General features: G+C 55.3%; 17 protein-coding genes and 1 other annotated feature. Of the genes, 12 read left to right on the forward strand and 5 right to left on the reverse strand.

The genetic code is table 11. The features are described from left to right. The first annotated feature begins 94 nt into the window (after window positions 1-94). The 4 genes from H7U36_RS05725 to H7U36_RS05740 all read left to right on the forward strand — a co-directional run bounded on the left by H7U36_RS05725 (window position 95) and on the right by H7U36_RS05740 (window position 4,287). Window positions 95-1,048: a CPBP family intramembrane glutamic endopeptidase gene (locus tag H7U36_RS05725; protein WP_052083983.1), complete on the forward strand. Its 954-nt coding sequence runs from the start codon at window positions 95-97 to the stop codon at window positions 1,046-1,048. Between the two features lie 128 nt (window positions 1,049-1,176). Then, window positions 1,177-1,941, forward strand: a complete 765-nt coding sequence (locus H7U36_RS05730) for an ABC transporter ATP-binding protein (RefSeq protein ID WP_033125358.1) — start codon at window positions 1,177-1,179, stop codon at window positions 1,939-1,941. Continuing rightward, window positions 1,938-3,893 (forward strand): ABC transporter permease, encoded by a 1,956-nt coding sequence (locus H7U36_RS05735; RefSeq protein ID WP_138303404.1) that lies wholly within the window; start codon window positions 1,938-1,940, stop codon window positions 3,891-3,893. Before H7U36_RS05730 ends, H7U36_RS05735 begins: the two co-directional genes overlap by 4 nt. Window positions 3,894-3,942: 49 nt before the next feature. Next, window positions 3,943-4,287, forward strand: a complete 345-nt coding sequence (locus H7U36_RS05740; protein ID WP_033125360.1) for a cupin domain-containing protein — start codon at window positions 3,943-3,945, stop codon at window positions 4,285-4,287. Between the two features lie 128 nt (window positions 4,288-4,415). On the opposite strand, the gene H7U36_RS05745 is transcribed toward H7U36_RS05740, so the two are convergent. Genes H7U36_RS05745 through H7U36_RS05760 form a run of 4 tightly spaced genes read right to left on the reverse strand, consistent with a single transcriptional unit; the run spans window position 4,416 to window position 8,638 of the window. Continuing rightward, window positions 4,416-5,384 carry a DUF4340 domain-containing protein gene (locus tag H7U36_RS05745; RefSeq protein WP_033125361.1) on the reverse strand — a complete coding sequence of 323 codons (969 nt, stop codon included), beginning with the start codon at window positions 5,382-5,384 and terminating at the stop codon, window positions 4,416-4,418. A 15-nt stretch (window positions 5,385-5,399) separates the two neighbouring features. Next, window positions 5,400-6,785: a GldG family protein gene (locus H7U36_RS05750; RefSeq protein WP_033125362.1), complete on the reverse strand. Its 1,386-nt coding sequence runs from the start codon at window positions 6,783-6,785 to the stop codon at window positions 5,400-5,402. A gap of 13 nt (window positions 6,786-6,798) precedes the next feature. Further along, window positions 6,799-7,665: an ABC transporter permease gene (locus H7U36_RS05755; RefSeq protein ID WP_033125363.1), complete on the reverse strand. Its 867-nt coding sequence runs from the start codon at window positions 7,663-7,665 to the stop codon at window positions 6,799-6,801. Then, the gene (locus H7U36_RS05760) at window positions 7,649-8,638 is read right to left on the reverse strand and encodes an ABC transporter ATP-binding protein (RefSeq protein ID WP_033125364.1); all 990 of its coding nucleotides are present in this window, start codon (window positions 8,636-8,638) and stop codon (window positions 7,649-7,651) included. The genes H7U36_RS05755 and H7U36_RS05760 overlap by 17 nt, the downstream gene beginning before the upstream one ends. Before the next feature lie 403 nt (window positions 8,639-9,041). Here H7U36_RS05760 and H7U36_RS05765 point away from each other — a divergent pair, with 403 nt between their 5' ends. From H7U36_RS05765 to H7U36_RS05795, 7 genes are all read left to right on the forward strand, one after another. After that, window positions 9,042-10,439, forward strand: a complete 1,398-nt coding sequence (locus tag H7U36_RS05765) for an alanine/glycine:cation symporter family protein (RefSeq protein ID WP_138303402.1) — start codon at window positions 9,042-9,044, stop codon at window positions 10,437-10,439. Between the two features lie 92 nt (window positions 10,440-10,531). Then, window positions 10,532-10,784 (forward strand) — a binding site (T-box leader). A gap of 138 nt (window positions 10,785-10,922) precedes the next feature. Further along, window positions 10,923-11,957, forward strand: a complete 1,035-nt coding sequence (locus H7U36_RS05770; RefSeq protein ID WP_033125575.1) for an ABC transporter substrate-binding protein — start codon at window positions 10,923-10,925, stop codon at window positions 11,955-11,957. Between the two features lie 56 nt (window positions 11,958-12,013). Then, window positions 12,014-12,913 (forward strand): ABC transporter permease, encoded by a 900-nt coding sequence (locus H7U36_RS05775; protein WP_138303401.1) that lies wholly within the window; start codon window positions 12,014-12,016, stop codon window positions 12,911-12,913. Further along, a complete protein-coding gene (locus H7U36_RS05780; protein WP_138303400.1) occupies window positions 12,888-13,661 on the forward strand; it encodes an ABC transporter ATP-binding protein in 774 nt (257 codons plus the stop codon). The genes H7U36_RS05775 and H7U36_RS05780 overlap by 26 nt, the downstream gene beginning before the upstream one ends. Before the next feature lie 189 nt (window positions 13,662-13,850). Next, window positions 13,851-15,983, forward strand: coding sequence for an anaerobic ribonucleoside-triphosphate reductase (gene nrdD, locus H7U36_RS05785; protein WP_033125368.1), 2,133 nt, complete (start codon window positions 13,851-13,853; stop codon window positions 15,981-15,983). Between the two features lie 3 nt (window positions 15,984-15,986). After that, a complete protein-coding gene (gene nrdG, locus H7U36_RS05790; protein WP_138303399.1) occupies window positions 15,987-16,475 on the forward strand; it encodes an anaerobic ribonucleoside-triphosphate reductase activating protein in 489 nt (162 codons plus the stop codon). Continuing rightward, window positions 16,468-16,980, forward strand: a complete 513-nt coding sequence (locus tag H7U36_RS05795) for a dCTP deaminase/dUTPase family protein (protein ID WP_138303398.1) — start codon at window positions 16,468-16,470, stop codon at window positions 16,978-16,980. The genes nrdG and H7U36_RS05795 overlap by 8 nt, the downstream gene beginning before the upstream one ends. Before the next feature lie 55 nt (window positions 16,981-17,035). Here the strand turns inward: H7U36_RS05795 and H7U36_RS05800 are convergent, their stop codons facing one another. Next, entirely contained in the window at window positions 17,036-18,397 is a 1,362-nt protein-coding gene (locus tag H7U36_RS05800; RefSeq protein WP_138303397.1) for a spore germination protein, read from the reverse strand. Window positions 18,398-18,556: 159 nt separating this feature from the next. Here H7U36_RS05800 and H7U36_RS05805 point away from each other — a divergent pair, with 159 nt between their 5' ends. After that, a complete protein-coding gene (locus H7U36_RS05805; RefSeq protein WP_033125372.1) occupies window positions 18,557-19,420 on the forward strand; it encodes a DegV family protein in 864 nt (287 codons plus the stop codon). Window positions 19,421-19,430 lie beyond the last annotated feature (10 nt).

Raw genomic sequence — 19,430 nt, forward strand, 5'->3', positions numbered from 1 at the left:
CTTTCACAACAAAAAGAGCACCATTCGCAACAGAGGATGTGTGCTCTTTTTGTCTGGGGGCTATAGTAGGGGTACAAGGAGGTAACAAAGAGAGATGAAAAAACAGGTACGGAAAATGACAAACCGCACAGCGGGCTATATTTTTTTCTACAATCTGATCATGGTAGCCGTCATGTTCGGAGCTGTCGCTATCAGGACCATCGCCATCATGGCCGGAGCCGGGTCAGAGCAGGCGGCAGACCGGGCGGTGGGGGCCTTTGGGCAGAACATGGGCTCTTTCCTGGGGATACTGAGCATCGCGGGCGTGTGCGGAGGACTTCTCTTCCTGGCCATAGCCAGCCGCAGGACAGGTCTTGTGAGGGAGGCATTCCGGAGCAGCCGAAAGATGGAGGCCGGAAATTTTATCCGGATATTTTGCGTTTTTATGGCCTGCCAGACAATCTTTACTGTGGCAGCTCTCCTGGCAGAACTGGTCCTCAATCCCTTTGGACTGACTCTTAAGAACGCGGCTGAGAGTGCATCGGCAGTGAGCGGCGACCTGCCCATGTTCCTCTACGCCTCCCTGATAGGGCCTGTGGCGGAGGAGCTTGTATTCAGGGGATTTGTATTGAGAAGGCTGCTGGGAGGGGGCAAAGGGTTTGCAATCGTCCTGTCCGCTGTCCTCTTTGGCGCCATGCACGGGAATTTCCTGCAGGGCACCTTCGCGGTGGGAGCGGGGCTAGTCTTCGGATATGTGGCGGTGGAGTACTCCATAGGGTGGTCCATCCTGATCCATGTTCTCAACAATCTGGTGTTCAGCGACCTCCTGGGGCGGCTGGCGGGGGCTCTCCCGAAGACGGCCGGGGCGGTGCTGGAGTACGGCGTGCCGGGATTTTTCTTCCTGGCGGCCTGCGTCATCCTTGTGAAGGAGAGAGAGAAGATCGTCTCCTGGTGGCGGCGGAACCGCCCGCCCAGGAGGTACTGGCTGTGGGCTTTCACCACTTTCTGGATGCTCCTCTTCCTCATCATGGAGACAGTGGTGGCTCTGGAGGGAGTGAGCCGGCTTTAGGGAGACAGCCGCTGTGTGACAAAAATGTAAGGTACAGACCCGGAAATGTAATATGAAAAAATGGATAGCCTGCCTTTCCTTCGGTATAATGTCTACAGAACATACGAAGAGAAAGGCAGGTTATTTTCATGGCATTACTGGAAGTGAAAAATGTAAAGAAAATATATACGACCCGGTTTGGCGGCAGCCAGGTGGAGGCGCTGCGAAATGTGAGCTTCTCTGTTGAACCCGGCGAGTATGTGGCGATCATGGGTGAGTCCGGCTCAGGCAAGACCACCCTCCTCAACATCCTGGCGGCGCTGGACCAGCCGACCGCCGGGAGAGTCTATCTGAAGGGAAATGATATCGGAAAGGTGAAGGAAAAGGAGATGGCGGCCTTCCGCAGGCAGAACCTGGGTTTTGTCTTTCAGGACTTCAATCTGCTGGATACCTTTTCCCTGAGGGACAACATTTTCCTGCCCCTGGTCCTGTCGGGAAAGAAGTATGAGGAGATGGACCGCCGCCTCCAGCCCATAGCGCAAAAGCTGGGTATCCGGGAAATCCTTGGCAAATTTCCCTACGAGGTGTCGGGAGGACAGAAGCAGAGGGCCGCGGTGGCAAGAGCACTCATCACAAAGCCCCAGCTTATCCTGGCAGATGAGCCCACGGGCGCCCTGGATTCCCGGTCTGCAGACGAGCTGCTGGGAATGTTCATGCAGATCAACAGAGACGGCCAGACTATCCTCATGGTGACCCACAGTGTGAAAGCGGCCAGCACGGCGGGGCGGGTCCTGTTCATCAAGGACGGGGAAGTGTTCCACCAGCTCTACAGAGGCAGCCTGACAAACGAGCAGCTCTACCAGAAGATTTCGGACACACTGACCGTTCTGGCTACGGGAGGTGAGAAGAGGTGAGCAGCAGGATCTACGCAAAGCTGGCGGTTACCAATATAAAGAACAACGGGAAGACCTATGTTCCCTTCATGCTGACGGCCGTGCTCACGGTCATGATGTACTACATGATGGATACTCTGGCCAGGAATGACAGCATCGGAAACAGGAATGTGACCACAGTCCTCTTCCTCACCATACCGGTGATGACCCTTTTTTCCCTCATCTTCCTGTTTTACACAAACAGCTTTCTCATCAGGAGGAGGAAGAAGGAGATCGCGGTCTACAATATCCTGGGCATGGGGAAGGGACACATCGGCAGGATGCTTACCGTAGAGACGCTGATCATATGGGCTGTCAGCCTGGTGCTGGGGATACTGGGAGGCATGGTCTTCGGGAAGCTGATGCATCTTCTCCTCCTGCGCATCCTGCAGTATGATGTGGGCATACGCTTCCATATCTCCCTGCCCTCCATCCTCTACACGGCGGTCCTCTTTACCTTTATCTTTTTCCTGACATGGCTCTACAACCTTTTTCAGGTAAAGCTGGCCAATCCGGTGGAACTCCTGCGGGGCGGCAATGTGGGGGAGAGGGAGCCCAGGACCAAGTGGCTCCTTGCTCTTGTCGGCGTGCTGGCAATGGGAGTGGGATACTATCTGGCGATCACTACGGAGCGGCCCATTGACGCCATCGACACCTTTATCGTGGCAGTCGTCCTTGTTATCATAGGCACCTACTGTCTCTTCATCGCGGGCAGCATCGCTGTCCTGAAGGCGCTCAGGAAAAAGAAAAATTTCTACTACAAGGCAAATCATTTCACAGCGGTGTCGGGCATGATCTACCGGATGAAGCAGAACGCGGCGGGGCTTGCCAATATCTGCATCCTGAGCACCATCGTGCTGGTGCTCATCTCCAGCACGGTGAGCCTTTACGCGGGGATGGAGGACATACTGGACCAGCGGTTCCCCTACGATTACTGCATCACCACGGCGGACGCCTCCGATCCGGCGACCATTTCGTCCATAGACCGGATCGTGGAGGAGGAGCTCTCTGCCCGCCATGTGGAGAAGGAGGACGGCATGTCCTACAGGTACGGCGCCACCGCCGTGCTCCGGCAGAGCGACACAGCCTTTACCAACAGCCAGACTGTGGACTACACGGTGGAGGATATACAGGAGATGTATTTTATCCCTCTGGAGGACTACCAGAAGGTCCAGGGAGACCCCACGGAGCTCGCCCCGGACGAGGTCATCCTCTTCGTCACCGACGAGGGCAGCTACGGCCGGGACACCATCACAGTCAACGGAAAAGAGCTGAAGGTGGTGAAGGAGCTGAAGGATTTCCGGCTGGAGGACAAGAGCGTGGCCCGGGTGGTCACCGGCTGGTATCTGATCATGCCGGATGAACAGTCCATACTGGACATGGGCGTGGTGAACGGCGCTCTCCAGTACTCCACCTACTTTGACATGGGCGGAAGCCAGGATGACTGCCTGGCGGCGGTGCAGAGCATTGCGGACCGGATCGGACAGGAGGTGCCCGGGGCGGTGTGCGAGAACAGGGAGCTGAGCCGGGAAAATTTCTTTGCCCTGTACGGAAGCCTCTTCTTCATCGGTCTCTACCTGGGCATCATGTTCCTGGTGGCCACAGTGCTCATCATCTACTACAAGCAGATTTCCGAGGGCTACGACGACAGGGAGCGGTACCAGATCATGCAGAAGGTGGGCATGGGAAAACGGGAGGTCAGGCGTTCCATACGCAGCCAGGTGCTGATGGTGTTCTTCCTGCCCCTTGTGATGGCTGTGGTTCACATTGCGGTGGCCTTCAATGTCATCGACAAGCTGTTGGCCATGCTGGGCCTTGTCAACACGCCCCTGTTCCTGGCCTGCACGGCGGCCACGGTGCTGGTGTTCGCCCTCTTCTATGTGGCTGTCTTTGCCGTCACGGCCAGAGAATATTATAAGATTGTCAATGAGTGAGACAGTGTGATAAAATAGTGGCAGATCAGATCAAAGGAGGAATGTCACTATGACAAAAGCATCAGAGAGAGAGACTGTCAAAGTAGAGCACGTCAACGGCGGCGCGGGATTTATCATGAAGGAGGCTCTCATCACAGGGGAGGAGCTGGGAGAGCACTGCAAGATGTTCAGCCGCGTGACCATAAAGCCGGGCTGTGAGCTGGGCCACCACGAGCACCACGGGGAGACAGAGACCTACTACGTGATCAGCGGCAGCGGCATGTACGATGACAACGGCAAGGCGGTTCCCATCGAGGCGGGAGACGTGACCTTCTGCAAGGACGGGGACGGCCATGGGGTGAAGAACACAGGGACAGAGGACCTGGTCTTTGTGGCCCTCATCCTGAAAAAATAGAAAACAGGCAGGAACAAAAGACAGCAAAAAAGAGCGGGCCGCGCCCGGGAAAAGCTCCCGGATACGGCCCGCTCTTTGCAAATGCAAAATGTTGGAATTTGTGGCTTCAGCCCGCGGCGGGTGAGAAATTACTCCTCTGTGCTGTTCCCTGTGCCAAGCAGGTTGTTCAGCACATCGCTGCTCACCAGGTACACCAGGTCAGAGTCCTGTACCTGCACGTACCTGGTGCCGTCTCCCGAGTCGCTGCCCAGGTAGAGGGTGTAGGTCAGGCTGTCGCTGTCCCCGGAGTCGTCGCCAGAGTCAGAGTCGGAGCTGCCGGAGGACTCCTGGTAGGTCAGCTTCACCGTGGTCCGGGACGCCTCGTCCAGACCGAAGGAAGTCAGCTCCTCCGCGGTGGCGTGATAGCTGGCCAGGTCGGTGAGGGCCATGGCCCCGTATCCGCCGGCGATAGTGGAGATGGTGTCGCTCTGCTCCTCGTCGTCAGAGGAGTAGGTGGTGGTCTGCCCGTTCTCCGTGATCTCCGCTGTCAGAAGGTTGCCGCTTCCGATGGAGGGCATGGTGTCCTTTTTCACCAGAGTGTCCATGTCGTACTGGAGGACGGATACAGCCGAGCTGCTGACTGTGTACACAGGCGACTGGGCGCCGTCCACAGTCAGATAGTAGTCCTCCTTTGCCGCGTCCCCGATGGAAAAGGTGGTGGTGTTCCCTTCTGTATCTGTGGCCTGGACTGTGTAGGACGGGCTCTCAAGGCCGTAGTCAGACAGGGAGTCCGGGTCGTCGATCTGTCTGGTGGCAGTCAGAGACGCGTAGGTGTTTTCCATGGCGTCGATGTAGGTCTGGGCCAGAGGAATATCCCGGTCATCAGCCACGTACCAGGTGCCGTCCTCCTTCACAAAGCTCATGCCTGTGCCGGTGGACTGGTCCGTGAACTGGAAGGAGGACAGATCCCCCAGGTCGCAGACCTGGATCTGGGAGCCCTCCCCGGCGTCCGATTCGTCTGCGCCCCGCTGGTGGGAGGAGAGAGCCAGGTAGATCAGGACAAGCACGATGAAAATACCTCCAAGCAAAAACAGTGTGCGGTGTTTTTTTATATCCATATCCAATATCCCTCCTTACGCTTTCCGACGTTTCATCCACTGGCGCAGGCCGTACAGCAGGAAGATGACGGGGATGCCGATGATGGCCGCCAGGCCGATGAGCCCTGTGTACTGCATGGTGTTGTACTCGATCTGCAGGCTCTTGGGCTCAATGGACAGGTTCTCAATGTCGTCAAAGTTTGCAGTCACCGCGTTCATGAACAGAGTCAGGTTCTCGATGTTCGTAAACTGGCTCGTGATGGTCTCGTCGATCATGGACTCTGAGCTGATGACCGTGAGCCGGCTGTCGTTCTCCGTGGCTGTGGCTCCCAGCACGTAGGTTCCCTGGGTGGACTGGCCATCCTCTGTCACCGCGTAGCCGCTGGAGGAGGTGGTCATGAAGGGGGTCAGGGTGATGGTATCCCGCGCCGGAGTCCCCTCTACCAGCCCATTGGCGTTGATGAGAAGAACCATCTTTGACTGGAGCTCATTTGCCATGTCGCCGCACACGGAGAGCTCCGGGAAGATGTAGTAGTAGTTCCCCTGGTAGCTCCTCTGGGTGTCCGCAATGTAGCCGCCGGCTGAGGTGAGCCCGTAGGTCTCCAGGAAGGAGGCCAGGGCGGGCGTCTCGCTGACATCGCTGCCCAGGATGACAAAGAGATGGCCGCCGCCCTCCATATAGTCGCTGAGCATGGTGATCTCATCCTCTGACAGGTCATTGACCGGCGCGTCCATGAGGAGAAGGTCGCAGTCCTCCGGGATGGAGGAGGCCATCATCAGGTTCAGCTCGGTCAGGGTGAGGGAGGACTTGCTCATCAGGTCCGTGATGGAGGAGGACAGGGAGCTCTCCCCGTGGCCGGAGGTGTAGTACACCTTCTTCGTCACGTCTGTTGTCACGTAGTTGACGGCGCTGGAGAGCTGTCCCTCCCCGTCAAACTCCGACTCTGTGGCGCTTCCGGTGGTGTAGTAGGACATCTGATCGTAGGTGATGATGTCGGTGAAGGCCACGGTGGTGCTGCGGCCTGTGTCAGCACAGGAGACCACGATGGTGTCTGAGTCCGCCTCATAGGTGGAGAGGGCCGCGGGGTGCAGCACCGGATCGATCCACTCCACAGTGATGTGGCTGGAGAGGGCGCTGTATCTGTCGATAAAATTCCTGATGCGCTCGTCTGTGCTGCTCTTGTCGGCCAGCACAGTAAAGGTGACGTCCTTGTCCAGGCCGTCCAGCAGCTCCCGGCTCGTGTCTGTAATCTCGTATATGTTGTTTGTGCTGATGTCGATCTGCTGGATCTGGCTGGGAAGCTGTCCCACAATGAGGTTGATGACCACCACGATGGCGATGACAAGGGCTGTCAGGCCAACGCTGTAGCTTCCCTGCTTTGATGCGATGCTTTTAAATGAATTTCTGATCTTATCTGTCATGCCTATGTCCCTCCTAACTCCAGCGCCTTTTCTGTATAGACTGCATAGTCAGGAAGATGAACAGTCCGATGACAGAAAGGTATAAGATGATACTGCCCGTATCCAGCAGGCTGCTGGACACCACGTCCGTCAGAGGAGCCGTCAGGTCCAGCCGCCCCAGCACGTCTGACAGCAGGCTCTCGTACACGCTGGAATTTACCGCGTAGACGATGATGCCGGCGGCAAGGAAAACGACCTCCAGGATGCCGGCCATGACAGGGTTCCCCGTTATATGCCAGACAAGAACGCTGACAAGGGTGAGGAGCACCAGCAGGATAACAAGGTTCAGCAGGGCAGAGGAGGGCAGAAAGCCCAAAATCCCGTCCCACAGGTAGAGGATCAGGAGCACGCCGAAGGATGAGATGGCGGCGATGATCTGGCTCTCAGTGAGAGAAGAGAGGAACATGCCGATGGATATGTAGACGCACCCCATCAGGAAGAACACCAGTATGCCGCAGTAGTCTGTCAGCAGATAGGCGTTTCCCTGCAGCTTGATCACAAGGGGATAGAGACAGAATACCAGGTTCGGGATGAGGTAGACTGTCACCATGGCCAGATATTTTCCCATGACAATCTGTCCCAGTGAGACCGGAGCCGTCAGAAGCAGCTGATCGGTCCTGCTCTTTCTGTCCTCGGAGAAGCTCTTCATGGTGAGCACCGGGATGGCGATCAGCAGGATAAACACCAGGGAGCTGAGCACGTAGGAAAAAATGGGATACCCGTAATTCAGGTTGTAGGCCATAAAATACACTCCCGTAAAGGCCAGGAAAAAGGCGATAAACACGTAACCGATCATAGAGTGGAAATAGGAGTCCAGCTCTCTTTTATAAATTGCTCTCATCTTTCAGAGCCTCCTTTCCCTCATCTGTCATATGTTCTTTACTCTCAGAGGTGAGCTCCAGGAAAATGTCCTCCAGTGTGGTCCGTGTGTTGGCCAGGCGCAGCAGGGGAAGCTTATTCCGGCTGAACGCCCAGAAAATATCCTCCCGGATATCGGCGCGGCCCTTCACTGTGAGAAGAGCCTTTGTGCAGCCCGCCTCCTCAGACTGTTCCACCTCTGAGGAGAGGAGGGAGGGAAGAGAGCGGATGACAGCCTCTGTCTCCTCCGGACTTCCCTTGACGAGGAGCTCTATGGTCTCGTTTCCCTGCATCTTCTGCTCCAGATTTTCCGGCGTGTCGCTGGCCACCAGCTTTCCCTGGTAGATGATCATGATGTGGTCGCAGACCTCCCGCACCTCGGACAGGATATGGGAGCTCAAGATGACCGTGTGCTCCTTGGACAGATTCCGGATAAGCTGGCGGATCTCGATGATCTGCTGGGGATCCAGGCCAACGGTGGGCTCATCCAGGATGATGATCTCCGGAAAGCCGATGAGAGCGCCTGCCAGTCCCACTCTCTGCCGGTAGCCCTTGGAGAGGTTTTTGATGAGTCTGTTTTTGACAGGACCAAGGCGGACCAGACTGATGACCTGGTCCAGCTGGGCGCTTTTTATGCTTTTGTCGATAAGCTTCAGGGTAGCTACAAATTTCAGGTACTCCAGAACGGTCATATCCACGTAGAGAGGCGGCTGCTCCGGCAGATAGCCGATATCCCGCTTTGCCTTGTAGGGCTCTGTGAGGATATCATGTCCGTTGATGAGCACCTGCCCCTCCGTGGCCCCCAGATAGCCCGTCATAATGTTCATAGTGGTGGATTTTCCGGCGCCGTTTGGCCCCAGAAATCCGTAGATCTGTCCTTTCTGGATGGTGAAATTCAGATGGTCTACAGCCATATGCGAGCCGTAGTACTTCACCAGATTTCTGACTTCGATCAAAGCGATACCTCCTTTAGATTACGATTTTCTTCCCCATTTTAGAGTGAGAATGTGTAGGAAATGTGACCAAAGTCTGAAAATTGTTTGGGCTTGTCTCTTGACAGAGCTCTGCTTTCCGGCGTATAATTCACCCATGCATAAAAGGGTTTGGGCAAAGATGTCTAAAAAAGTCTTTGCCCATGCCCTTTTTTAGTTAAACAGGATGTATATGACCAGAAGAATATATATTACTCCTATAAGTGTTTTGATTTATGTGTTATATTTATAACAGGTCTTGCAATTATCAGAAAATTCTGATAGACTGTTATAAACGAACATGAAGAGGAGCAAGGTTCTTTGTGTATTGTTATGCTACTGTTTACTAAAGGAAAATCGCAGAGAAGAAAGGAAAAGGGGGCATTTTATGTTAGAAACAATCAGTAATGCAATCTATGCGATCGACGACGTGATCTGGGGCTGGTGGCTGATCATCCTGCTCTTTGGAACACACATTTTCCTCACATTCCGCACAGGATTTATCCAGTGGAAATCTATCAGCAAGGGTATCAAGCTTTCAGTCACCAAGGATCCGGACGCGGAAGGGGAGGTGTCCAACTTTGGCGCTCTGACCACCGCCCTGGCGGCGACTATCGGAACCGGTAATATCGTAGGTGTGGGAACGGCTATCGCCCTGGGAGGCCCCGGAGCCGTGCTCTGGTGCTGGCTCTCCGGCGTGTTCGGAATTGCCACAAAGTACTCCGAGTCACTGATCGCTGTGAAATACCGCGTGAAGACAAAGGACGGCCGTATGCAGGGCGGCGCCATGTACGCCCTCTCCAGAGGACTGAAATGGCAGCCCCTGGGCAAGATCCTGGGAATGATATTCGCCGTTTTCGCAGGCTTTGCCTCCTTTGGTATCGGCTGCGCCACACAGGTGAACGCCATTGCCAACATTGTGGAGGAGAACGTGGGAGTTCCCGGCTGGATCGTGGGTATCGTGATCGCAGTGCTGACAGCCATCGTTATCTTCGGCGGCATCAAGTCCATCGCCAACGTGTGTGAGAAGCTGGTGCCCTTCATGGCCATCTTCTATGTGCTTGGATGTCTCATCATCCTTGGCATCAACCATGATTTCATCATTCCGGCTATCAAGACCATCTGCACCCTGGCCTTCACACCCGGCGCGGCGGCAGGCGGACTTGTGGGAACCGGTATCATGGCAGCTATGAGATTTGGTATTGCGAGAGGTCTTTTCTCCAATGAGTCCGGTATGGGCTCCGCACCGATCGCGGCAGCGGCGGCTCAGACGAGAAACCCGGTGCGCCAGGCGCTTGTATCCTCCACAGGTACATTCTGGGATACAGTTGTCGTATGTCTCATGTCCGGTCTCGTGATCGTGACGACTGTTATGAAAAACCCAAGCATCAATGCGGATGAGATCTCTGACGGCGGCGTTCTGACAACACTGGCCTTCCAGCAGATCCCCTACCTGGGACCTGTGATCCTGACCCTGGGCATCATCTGCTTCGCCTACTCCACAGTTCTTGGCTGGGCTTACTACGGTGAGCGCGCAGTTGAGTACTTCGCAGGCAGGAAGGTGCTGATCGGCTACCGTATTCTCTACGTGGTAGTGGCAGCCATCGCGCCTATCGTGGCTCTGGACGTTGTGTGGGCTCTTGCCGACATCCTGAACGCGCTGATGGCCGTGCCCAACCTGATCGCAGTTCTCCTTCTGTCCAATGTGATCGCAAAGGAGACGAAGAAGTACATAAACGATCTGGACGCCTGGTCCGACGAGCCGGTGCCGGTTATTGACGACTGATGCGGAACAGCGGCATATTTTCATAAAATTAAAAAAATCTCTTGACAAATCTGCTTTGTCAGAGTAAAGTAATGAGCATGAAATAAATAATCCATAAACCGATGAGAAAGAGGAGTAGATTATCACAGCGATGTCAAAGAGAGTGGCAGGCGGTGGAATTGCCATACGGAGCGGATAGTTGAATGGACTTTCGAGGGCGGCTTGAAAACCGGAAATGGCGAGTATGGCTTGTCGGGAACCGAACCCGTTATCAATCAGGAGTGTATGTTAGTACATGAGAAAGTGGACATTTGTCAATTTGAGTGGTACCGCGATAATAAAGTAGATTTTATTACCGTCTCAAGCCTTTGGGTTTGGGACGGTTTTTTATTACACCGGACAGACCGGCGCAGTAAAGACTTTTACAGCGGGATACCCGCTCCACGGATTTTCTCTCCTGTACAGCAGCAAAAAAGAACAAGAGTAAAGGAGAACAGAACAATGATGAAAAGAAAAGTGATGGCAGTATTATTGACAGCGGCAATGACAACAGCGATGGCAGCAGGGTGCTCAGGCTCCTCAGGCTCCTCCGACTCCTCAGGGTCAGGGGAGGACAGCTACACCATCGGTATTTCCCAGTTCGCGGAGCACGGCTCCCTGGACAACTGCAGGGAGGGCTTCCTCCAGGGATTGGAGAACGAGGGCATTGTCGAGGGAGAAAATCTGACAGTGGAGTACCAGAACGCGGCGGCCGACATGGGAACGGCCAGCCAGATCTCAGACGCCTTCGTGTCTGACAAGGTGGATCTGATCTGCGCCATCGCCACACCTACTGCCCAGAGCGCCTACAACGCGGCTATGGATACAGACATCCCGGTGGTCTATACGGCGGTGACCGATCCGGTGGCGGCAGAGCTGGCGGACGAGGACGGCAATCCGGTGGGCAATGTGACCGGGACCTCTGACGAGCTTCCCATCAAGGAGCAGCTGGAGATGATCCGCCAGATCCTTCCGGACGCTGAGAAAGTGGGCATCATGTACACCACCAGCGAGGCCAACTCCATCTCTGCCCTTGAGACCTACAAAGAGCTGGCGGGCGACTACGGTTTTGAGATCGTGGAGAGCGGCATCAGCACAACGGCGGACATTTCCCTGGCAGCTGACGATCTGATCAGCAAGGTGGACTGTATCACCAACCTGACGGACAATACGGTGGTGGCTTCCCTTCCGACGATCCTGGAGAAGGCAAATGAGAAGGGCATCCCGGTATTCGGAAGCGAGATCGAGCAGGTGCGGATCGGATGCCTGGCAGCGGAGGGACTTGACTATGTGGCGTTAGGGGAGCAGACCGGCGAGATGGCCGCGAAGATCCTCAAGGGAGAGGCGCAGGCCCCCGAGATGCCTTATGAGACCATCTCAGAGCCCGGTTTCTATGTAAACATGAAGGTGGCGGAAAATCTCGGCATCACAGTGCCGGATGAGCTGACGCAGAGCGCGGTGGAGAGCTTTGACGAGATCTCAGACTCATCTGCCGAGTGATCCGTCCGGCAGCTTTGAGCTGAAGAAAATGTAAATCAGAAGGTGAGGCAGTTTTCATGGACTTTATCGTAACAATACTGGAGCAGGGGCTGATCTACGGGATCCTGGCCCTGGGCGTATACATCACATACAAAATCCTGGATTTCCCGGATCTGACGGTGGACGGCAGCTTTCCCCTGGGTGGGGCGGTGACGGCCCTCCTCATCACAAACGGCGTCAATCCCTACCTGAGCCTGCTGGCATCCTTTGCCGCGGGGGCTCTGGCCGGGATCTGCACGGGCTTGATCCACGTGAAGGGGAAGGTGAGAGACCTGCTGTCAGGTATCATCATGATGACTGCCCTGTGGACCATCAACCTCTATATAGCGGGCACATCCAACGTGCCCCTCTTCTCCCAGGAGAGCATCTTTAAAAATGAGTGGCTTGACGGGATCGTGCCGGAGGCTCTCAAAAGCTACACGACCCTTATCATCATTTTCATCCTGACGGTCATCGCCAAGGTGCTGCTGGATCTGTACTTAAAGACAAAATCCGGCTATCTTCTGCGGGCCGTGGGGGACAATCCGGTGCTGGTCACCTCCCTTGCCAAGGACCAGGGGAATGTGAAGATCGTGGGCCTGGCCATCGCCAACGGCCTTGTGTCCCTGGCGGGCAGCGCGTTCTGCCAGGAGGAGAGAGTATTTGAGATATCCATGGGAACCGGCGCCATCGTCATCGGCCTTGCCAGCGTGATCATCGGCACAAGTCTTTTCAGGAGGATCACCATCATGCAGGCCACCACGGCGGTGCTCATCGGCTCCGTGATCTACAAGGCCTGTGTGGCTGTGGCCATCCGCAATTTCCAGCCCCAGGCCATGAAGCTGATCACGGCGGTGCTGTTCCTTGTCATTTTGATCATCAGCATGGAGAGAAGAAAGAAGGTGAAGACAGATGCTGGAACTCAAAGGAATTCATAAATACTATAACCCCGGCACTGTCAATGAGATGTGCCTGTTTCAGAATTTTGATCTGACCGTGGAGGACGGGGAGTTCGTCTCTGTGGTGGGCAGCAACGGCTCCGGGAAGACCTCCATGCTGAACATTATCTGCGGCAGCATCCCGGTGGAGGCGGGGCGGATCTACATCAACGGAACAGATATCACGAAGGAGAAGGAATTCCGCCGGAACCGCCGGATCGGGCGGGTCTACCAGAACCCGGCCATGGGTACCTGTCCCTCCATGACCATTCTGGAAAATATGTCCCTGGCGGACAACAAGGGCAAGGTCTACGGCTTCGGAAGGGGGACCAACAGGGGGCGGATTTCCTATTACAGAGAGCTTCTCGCCCAGCTGGGCCTCGGTCTTGAGGATAAGCTGGATATCATGGTGGGATCCCTCTCGGGAGGGCAGCGCCAGGCCATGGCTCTTCTCATGTCCACCATGACGCCCATTGAATTCCTGATCCTGGATGAGCACACGGCGGCTCTGGACCCGAAGACGGCGGAGCTGATCATGGAGCTGACAGACAGGATCGTGAAGGAGAAAAAGCTGACTACCATCATGGTCACCCACAATCTGCGGTACGCCATAGAGTACGGGGACCGGCTCCTCATGATGCACCAGGGAGGGATTGTCCTGGACAAAAAGAGGGAGGAGAAGGAGAAGGTCTCCGTGGATGAGATTTTGAAGCTCTTCAATGAGATCAGTATTGAGTGTGGAAACTGAAAAAGAGTCTCATATAAGTATACAAAAATAAGAGCCCGGCGGGGCTCTTTTTTTGTGAAATATTTTCGGGCGGTTCTGATTGACGCGGGCAGAGGGGGGATGGTAATATAGATAATGCATTTTGCACAGGATATAGTGAGTGAGATAAAAATAAAACACTAAATATAGACATACGAGGAGAGGCATATTATGAGAAGAGACAACGTGAAGGTAGTGAAAAAGGACGGCACAAAGGAGACATTCAATGTGCAGAAGGTAGTTGTGGCTGTCAACAAGTCCGCGTACCGGGCGCTGATCAGGTTTACAGACGAGGAGCTGAAGTTCATCTGCCGCTTTGTGGAGGAGAAGGTGGACGACCTGGACATCACGGAGGTTCCCATCGCCCAGATGCACAACGTGGTGGAGGGAGCTCTTGAGAAGGTGAACCCAGTGGTCGCGAAAAGCTACCGGGATTACCGGAACTACAAGCAGGATTTTGTCCAGATGCTGGACGACGTTTACAAGAAGAGCCAGTCCATCATGTACATCGGGGACAAGGAGAACAGCAACACGGACAGTGCCCTTGTGTCTACCAAGAGGAGCCTCATCTTCAATGAGCTGAACAAGGAGCTGTACAAGAAGTTCTTCCTCACTGTGGAGGAGATCCAGGCCATCCGGGACGGCTACATCTACATCCACGACATGTCCGCCAGGAGGGACACGATGAATTGCTGTCTTTTTGACGTGAAGTCTGTGCTCACTGGGGGCTTTGAGATGGGAAACCTGTGGTACAATGAGCCCAAGACGCTGGACACCGCCTTTGACGTCATCGGGGACATTGTCCTTAGCGCGGCCAGCCAGCAGTACGGCGGCTTCACCGTTCCCAGCGTGGACGACATACTGGAGCCCTTTGCGGAGAAATCCCACAAAAGGCTGATCCAGAAGTATCGGGATTTAGGTCTGGACGAGGAGACGGTTCAGAAGGTGGCCTGGGCGGATCTGGAGAAGGAGATGGAGCAGGGCTTCCAGGGCTGGGAGTACAAGTTCAACTCCGTCTCCTCCAGCCGGGGAGACTACCCCTTTATCACGGTGACAGCCGGCACGGTCCCCAGCAGGTACGGCAAGCTTGTGACTATGAAAATGCTGGAGGTGCGCAAAAAAGGACAGGGGAAGGAAGGGCACAAAAAGCCGGTCCTCTTTCCCAAAATCGTCTTCCTCTACGACGAGAAGCTCCACGGACCGGGCGGCGTGATGGAGGACGTGTTTGAGGCGGGCATCGACTGCTCCTCCAGGACCATGTACCCGGACTGGCTCAGCCTGACAGGGGACGGCTACGTGGCCAGCATGTACAAAAAATATGGAAAGGTCGTAAGCCCCATGGGATGCCGGGCCTTCCTGTCCCCCTGGTATGAGCGGGGAGGCATGGAGCCGGCAGATGAAAACGACCAGCCGGTATTTGTGGGGAGATTTAACATCGGAGCCATCAGCCTCCATCTCCCCATGATCTACGCGAAGGCAAAGCAGGAGAGCAGAGATTTCCATGAGGTGCTGGACTACTACCTGAACCTGATCCGTCAGCTCCACCTGCGCACCTACGACTACTTGGGAGAGATGAAGGCCTCCACCAACCCCCTGGCTTACTGCGAGGGCGGCTTCTACGGCGGCCATCTGGGACTTTATGACAAGATCAAGCCCCTTCTTAAGTCCGCTACTGCCTCCTTTGGCATCACGGCCCTGAATGAGCTGCAGCAGCTCCACAACAAGAAATCTCTTGTGGAGGATGGTCAGTTCGCCCTGGAGACCCTACAGTACATCAACGACAGAGTGAACGAGTTCAAGAAGGAGGACGGGCGGCTTTACGCTATCTACGGGACGCCGGCGGAGAATTTATGCGGCGTTCAGGTGCAGCAGTTCCGGAAAAAATATGGTATCATAGAGAATGTATCAGACCGGGAGTACGTCAGCAACAGCTTCCACTGCCATGTGACGGAGGACATCACCCCCATACAGAAGCAGGATCTGGAGGGGCGCTTCTGGGATCTGAGCAACGGCGGCAAGATCCAGTATGTCAAATATCCGGTCAACTATAATAAAGAAGCCATCCGTTCCCTGGTGCGCCGGGCCATGGCCAAGGGCTACTACGAGGGCGTCAACCTGTCCCTGGCCTACTGTGACGACTGCGGACACGAGGAGCTGTCCATGGATGTGTGCCCTGTGTGCGGCAGCAAAAATCTGACAAAGATTGACCGCATGAACGGGTATCTGTCCTACTCCAGGGTCAAGGGGGACACCCGCCTCAACGAGGCCAAGATGGCGGAGATCGCGGAAAGGAAGAGCATGTAAGACATGAGATACCACAACATAACAAAGGATGATATGCTCAACGGAGACGGCCTGCGGGTGGTCCTGTGGGTGGCAGGATGCGCCCACGCCTGCCCCGGGTGCCACAACCCGGTGACCTGGGATCCGGAAGGGGGACTGCCCTTTGACGAGGCGGCCCGGCAGGAGATCTATGAGGAGCTTGAGAAGGACTACGTGAGCGGCATCACCTTCTCCGGCGGCGATCCTCTCCACCCTGCCAATATGCAGGGGGTGACGGAGCTGGCCCGACGGATCAGGAGTGATTTCCCGGACAAGACCATCTGGCTCTACACAGGCAGCACTTGGGACGAGGTGCGGGACCTGGAGGTGATCCGGTATGTGGACGTGCTGGTGGACGGGCCCTTCCGTGAGGATGAGAAGGACAGCACGCTGCACTGGAAGGGAAGCGCCAACCAGCAGGTGATCGATGTGCAGAAGACATTAAAGACAGGAGAGGTTGTATTACATGGCTAAGAGGATTGCGAAATTTGAGAAGGTAAGCTTTACACAGTTTGAGGAGGGGTGGACAGACACCTTCGGCGAGGTGTCAAAGGAGAAGCTCCGGGAAATATACGAGAGTATCCGTCTGCCGAGAAGGGCCACAAAGGGCTCTGCCGGTTATGATTTCTTCGCCCCCGCGGATTTTACCCTCGGGCCGGGGGAGACGGTGAAGATCCCCACCGGCGTCCGGGCAAAGATGGAGGAGGAGTGGGTGCTCAAATGCTATCCCAGGAGCGGGCTTGGCTTCAAGTACCGCCTGCAGCTCAATAATACGGTGGGCATCATTGACAGCGATTACTACTACTCTGACAATGAGGGGCACATTTTTGCCAAGCTCACCAACGACACCAACGAGGGGAAGACAGTGGAGATCCCTGCGGGCACAGGTTTTATGCAGGGGATCTTTGTGGAGTACGGTATCACAGTGGACGACGAGGCGGAGGGCATCCGCAACGGAGGCTTTGGAAGTACCAATTAAAGGCCGGCGGCCCGGGGCAGTTCAGTCTGTCCCGGGCCTGTTTGGTTTTTGCAGGTCAGTTTAGTTTGATGTTCAGGTAGCTCCGGCCGGAGAGGGTCTTGTTAAAGCAGATGCTGCAGATGACAATGACGCAGCCCGCCGCAAAGCCCACCCAGTTGAAGAGGGCGGTCAGGATGAGGAGCAAAAGCCTCATGAACTTCAGCGCGTAGCCCAGCTCAAAATTGGGCTGGGTATAGTTGGCCACAGCCACAAAGGCCATGTAGAGCATGACCTCCGAGTTGAACCAGCCGGACTGGACGGAGAATTCGCCCATGACAATGCCGGCGATGACGCTCAAGGGGGTACTCAGCATACTGGGGGTGTTCAGGGCCGCCAGCCGCAGCCCGTCAATGGCCAGCTCCAGCATGAGAAGCTGGAACACAAGAGGGATGTTTACCGTGTCCCGGATGGCCACAAAGCGGAAAACCTCCGGCAGCCAGTTTAGGTTCTGCATGAAGAGAAGAAAGACCGGCGTCAGGAAGACGGTCAGGAAGGTGATGAGCCCTCTGGAAAATTTCAGGTAAATCTGGGTCAGGGTGGGGAAATAATAGTCGTTGGCCTCCTCGATGATATCCAGGATGGAGGTGGGCAGGATCATGGCGGAGGGGGAGTTGTCCACCAGGATCACCACCTTCCCCTCCAGGAGGCAGGCCGCCGCCGTGTCCGGCCGCTCTGTGAATTTGAATTTGGGAAAGGGGTTGAACCATTTTCTCTTGAAGAGCTCCTCCGCCAGGCTCTGCTGGTTCATCCGCAGATCGCCGGTGTGGATGGACTGGAGCCTTTTTTCCACATTTTTAAGGAGAGCCTCATCGGCCCGGTCCGACATGTAGCACAGAGCCACGTCTGTCCTTGAGCTGTCCCCAATCTCCATCATCTGCATGACCAGATGGGGATCCCTGATCCGGCGGCGGATGAGAGCTGTGTTGAACACAATGGTCTCCACAAAGCCGTCCCTGGAGCCTCTCAGTGACTTGTCCTTCTCCGGCTCCCCCACGCTTCTGGCGGGGTAGGTCCTGCAGTCGATGACAAGGCAGGCCTCGTAGCCGTCTATGAAAAGGCAGGTAGTGCCGGAGAGGAGGTTCCGAAGGACCTGGTCAAAGTCGCTGATGGTGTCCACCTCCACGTAGGGGAGGCACTGCCTGGCAAAGCCGGTGGCGCTCCCCGGCATATCCTCCTTCGCAACGCTGAGGAAGGAGTCCATGATCTTCAACATGACCTCGTCCTTCATAAATCCGTCGATGAAGAAAAAGGAGGCCTCCCGCTCCCCGATGACCAGATCCCTTTGCACCAGGTCAAAGCTGTCCTTTACAGGCAGTATCTGGTTCATGTACGCCACATTTTCTTTCGCAGACGCAGTCACTATTCTCGTATCCGGCATAAATCGATCCCTCCATATCCGTACTGATACATTGTGTTGATAAGCTTAATCTGCCCAAAACAGGGTGAAATATGCATGAGCCGTCAAAAGGCTTTGCCTTACTGTATAAAAAATGGTATGATTAGTGCAACAGAACCAATGTATAGGAGGTATGGAAGAATGAGGGATTATGTGATCACTGTGAACAGTACAGTGGATCTGCCAAAGGAATGGCTGGAGGAGAGGAATGTTCCGGTCGTTCCTCTGAGATATACAATGGACGGACAGACCTATGAGGATATGAGCGGCCTGACCGCCAAAGAATTTTTTGCCAAGCTGAGAGAGGGGAAAATGTCTGTCACCTCCCAGGTTAACCCGGAGGAGGCGAAGGCGGCTCTGGAGCCCTTTTTAAAGGAAGGAAAGGACGTGCTGCACCTGGCCTTCTCATCCGGACTCTCCGGCACCTGCAACAGCATGAAGATCGCGGGTGAGGAGCTCCGGGAGGAGTACCCGGAGGCAAAAGTTATTGTCATTGACACTCTGTGCGCGTGCCTGGGCGAGGGACTTCTCCTCTACAAGGCACTTCAGCAGAAGGCGGCGGGAAAGACCATTGAGGAGACGGCGGCCTGGGTGGAGGAGAACAAGCTGCATATCTGCCATGATGTGACGGTGGACGACCTGAACCATCTCCACAGAGGCGGGCGTATCTCCAAGGCTACAGCCGTGGTGGGCACTATGGTGAAGATCAAGCCTATCATCCACATGGACAACGAGGGTAAGCTGCAGGTCATCGGAAAAGAGCGGGGAAGGAAGAAATCCCTGAACAAGATCGTGGACATGGCGGTGGAGCAGTCCAAAGGCTGGGACAATGACATCATCATGATCACACACGGGGACTGCATAGAGGACGCCGAGTATGTGGCCAGCCTTGTGCGGGAGAAGATGGGCATCGACAATATACTGATCAACAACATCGGCACAGTCATCGGAAGCCATACCGGCCCCGGTGTTGTGGCTGTGTTCTGCATGGGAAATAAGCGCTAGGTACAAGACA

Source organism: Faecalicatena fissicatena (assembly GCF_016900595.1).
GTDB lineage: Bacteria > Bacillota > Clostridia > Lachnospirales > Lachnospiraceae > Claveliimonas > Claveliimonas intestinigallinarum.

What these genes read in the sequence shown, in the direction of transcription:
- H7U36_RS05745 (WP_033125361.1), bottom strand. Translation starts at nt 5,384, where the DNA reads ATGGATATAAAAAAACACCGCACACTGTTTTTGCTTGGAGGTATTTTC.
- H7U36_RS05730 (WP_033125358.1), top strand. Translation starts at nt 1,177, where the DNA reads ATGGCATTACTGGAAGTGAAAAATGTAAAGAAAATATATACGACCCGG.
- H7U36_RS05725 (WP_052083983.1), top strand. Translation starts at nt 95, where the DNA reads ATGAAAAAACAGGTACGGAAAATGACAAACCGCACAGCGGGCTATATT.
- H7U36_RS05770 (WP_033125575.1), top strand. Translation starts at nt 10,923, where the DNA reads ATGAAAAGAAAAGTGATGGCAGTATTATTGACAGCGGCAATGACAACA.
- nrdD (WP_033125368.1), top strand. Translation starts at nt 13,851, where the DNA reads ATGAGAAGAGACAACGTGAAGGTAGTGAAAAAGGACGGCACAAAGGAG.
- H7U36_RS05740 (WP_033125360.1), top strand. Translation starts at nt 3,943, where the DNA reads ATGACAAAAGCATCAGAGAGAGAGACTGTCAAAGTAGAGCACGTCAAC.
- H7U36_RS05800 (WP_138303397.1), bottom strand. Translation starts at nt 18,397, where the DNA reads ATGCCGGATACGAGAATAGTGACTGCGTCTGCGAAAGAAAATGTGGCG.
- H7U36_RS05795 (WP_138303398.1), top strand. Translation starts at nt 16,468, where the DNA reads ATGGCTAAGAGGATTGCGAAATTTGAGAAGGTAAGCTTTACACAGTTT.
- H7U36_RS05755 (WP_033125363.1), bottom strand. Translation starts at nt 7,665, where the DNA reads ATGAGAGCAATTTATAAAAGAGAGCTGGACTCCTATTTCCACTCTATG.
- H7U36_RS05805 (WP_033125372.1), top strand. Translation starts at nt 18,557, where the DNA reads ATGAGGGATTATGTGATCACTGTGAACAGTACAGTGGATCTGCCAAAG.
- H7U36_RS05765 (WP_138303402.1), top strand. Translation starts at nt 9,042, where the DNA reads ATGTTAGAAACAATCAGTAATGCAATCTATGCGATCGACGACGTGATC.
- nrdG (WP_138303399.1), top strand. Translation starts at nt 15,987, where the DNA reads ATGAGATACCACAACATAACAAAGGATGATATGCTCAACGGAGACGGC.
- H7U36_RS05750 (WP_033125362.1), bottom strand. Translation starts at nt 6,785, where the DNA reads ATGACAGATAAGATCAGAAATTCATTTAAAAGCATCGCATCAAAGCAG.
- H7U36_RS05775 (WP_138303401.1), top strand. Translation starts at nt 12,014, where the DNA reads ATGGACTTTATCGTAACAATACTGGAGCAGGGGCTGATCTACGGGATC.
- H7U36_RS05780 (WP_138303400.1), top strand. Translation starts at nt 12,888, where the DNA reads ATGCTGGAACTCAAAGGAATTCATAAATACTATAACCCCGGCACTGTC.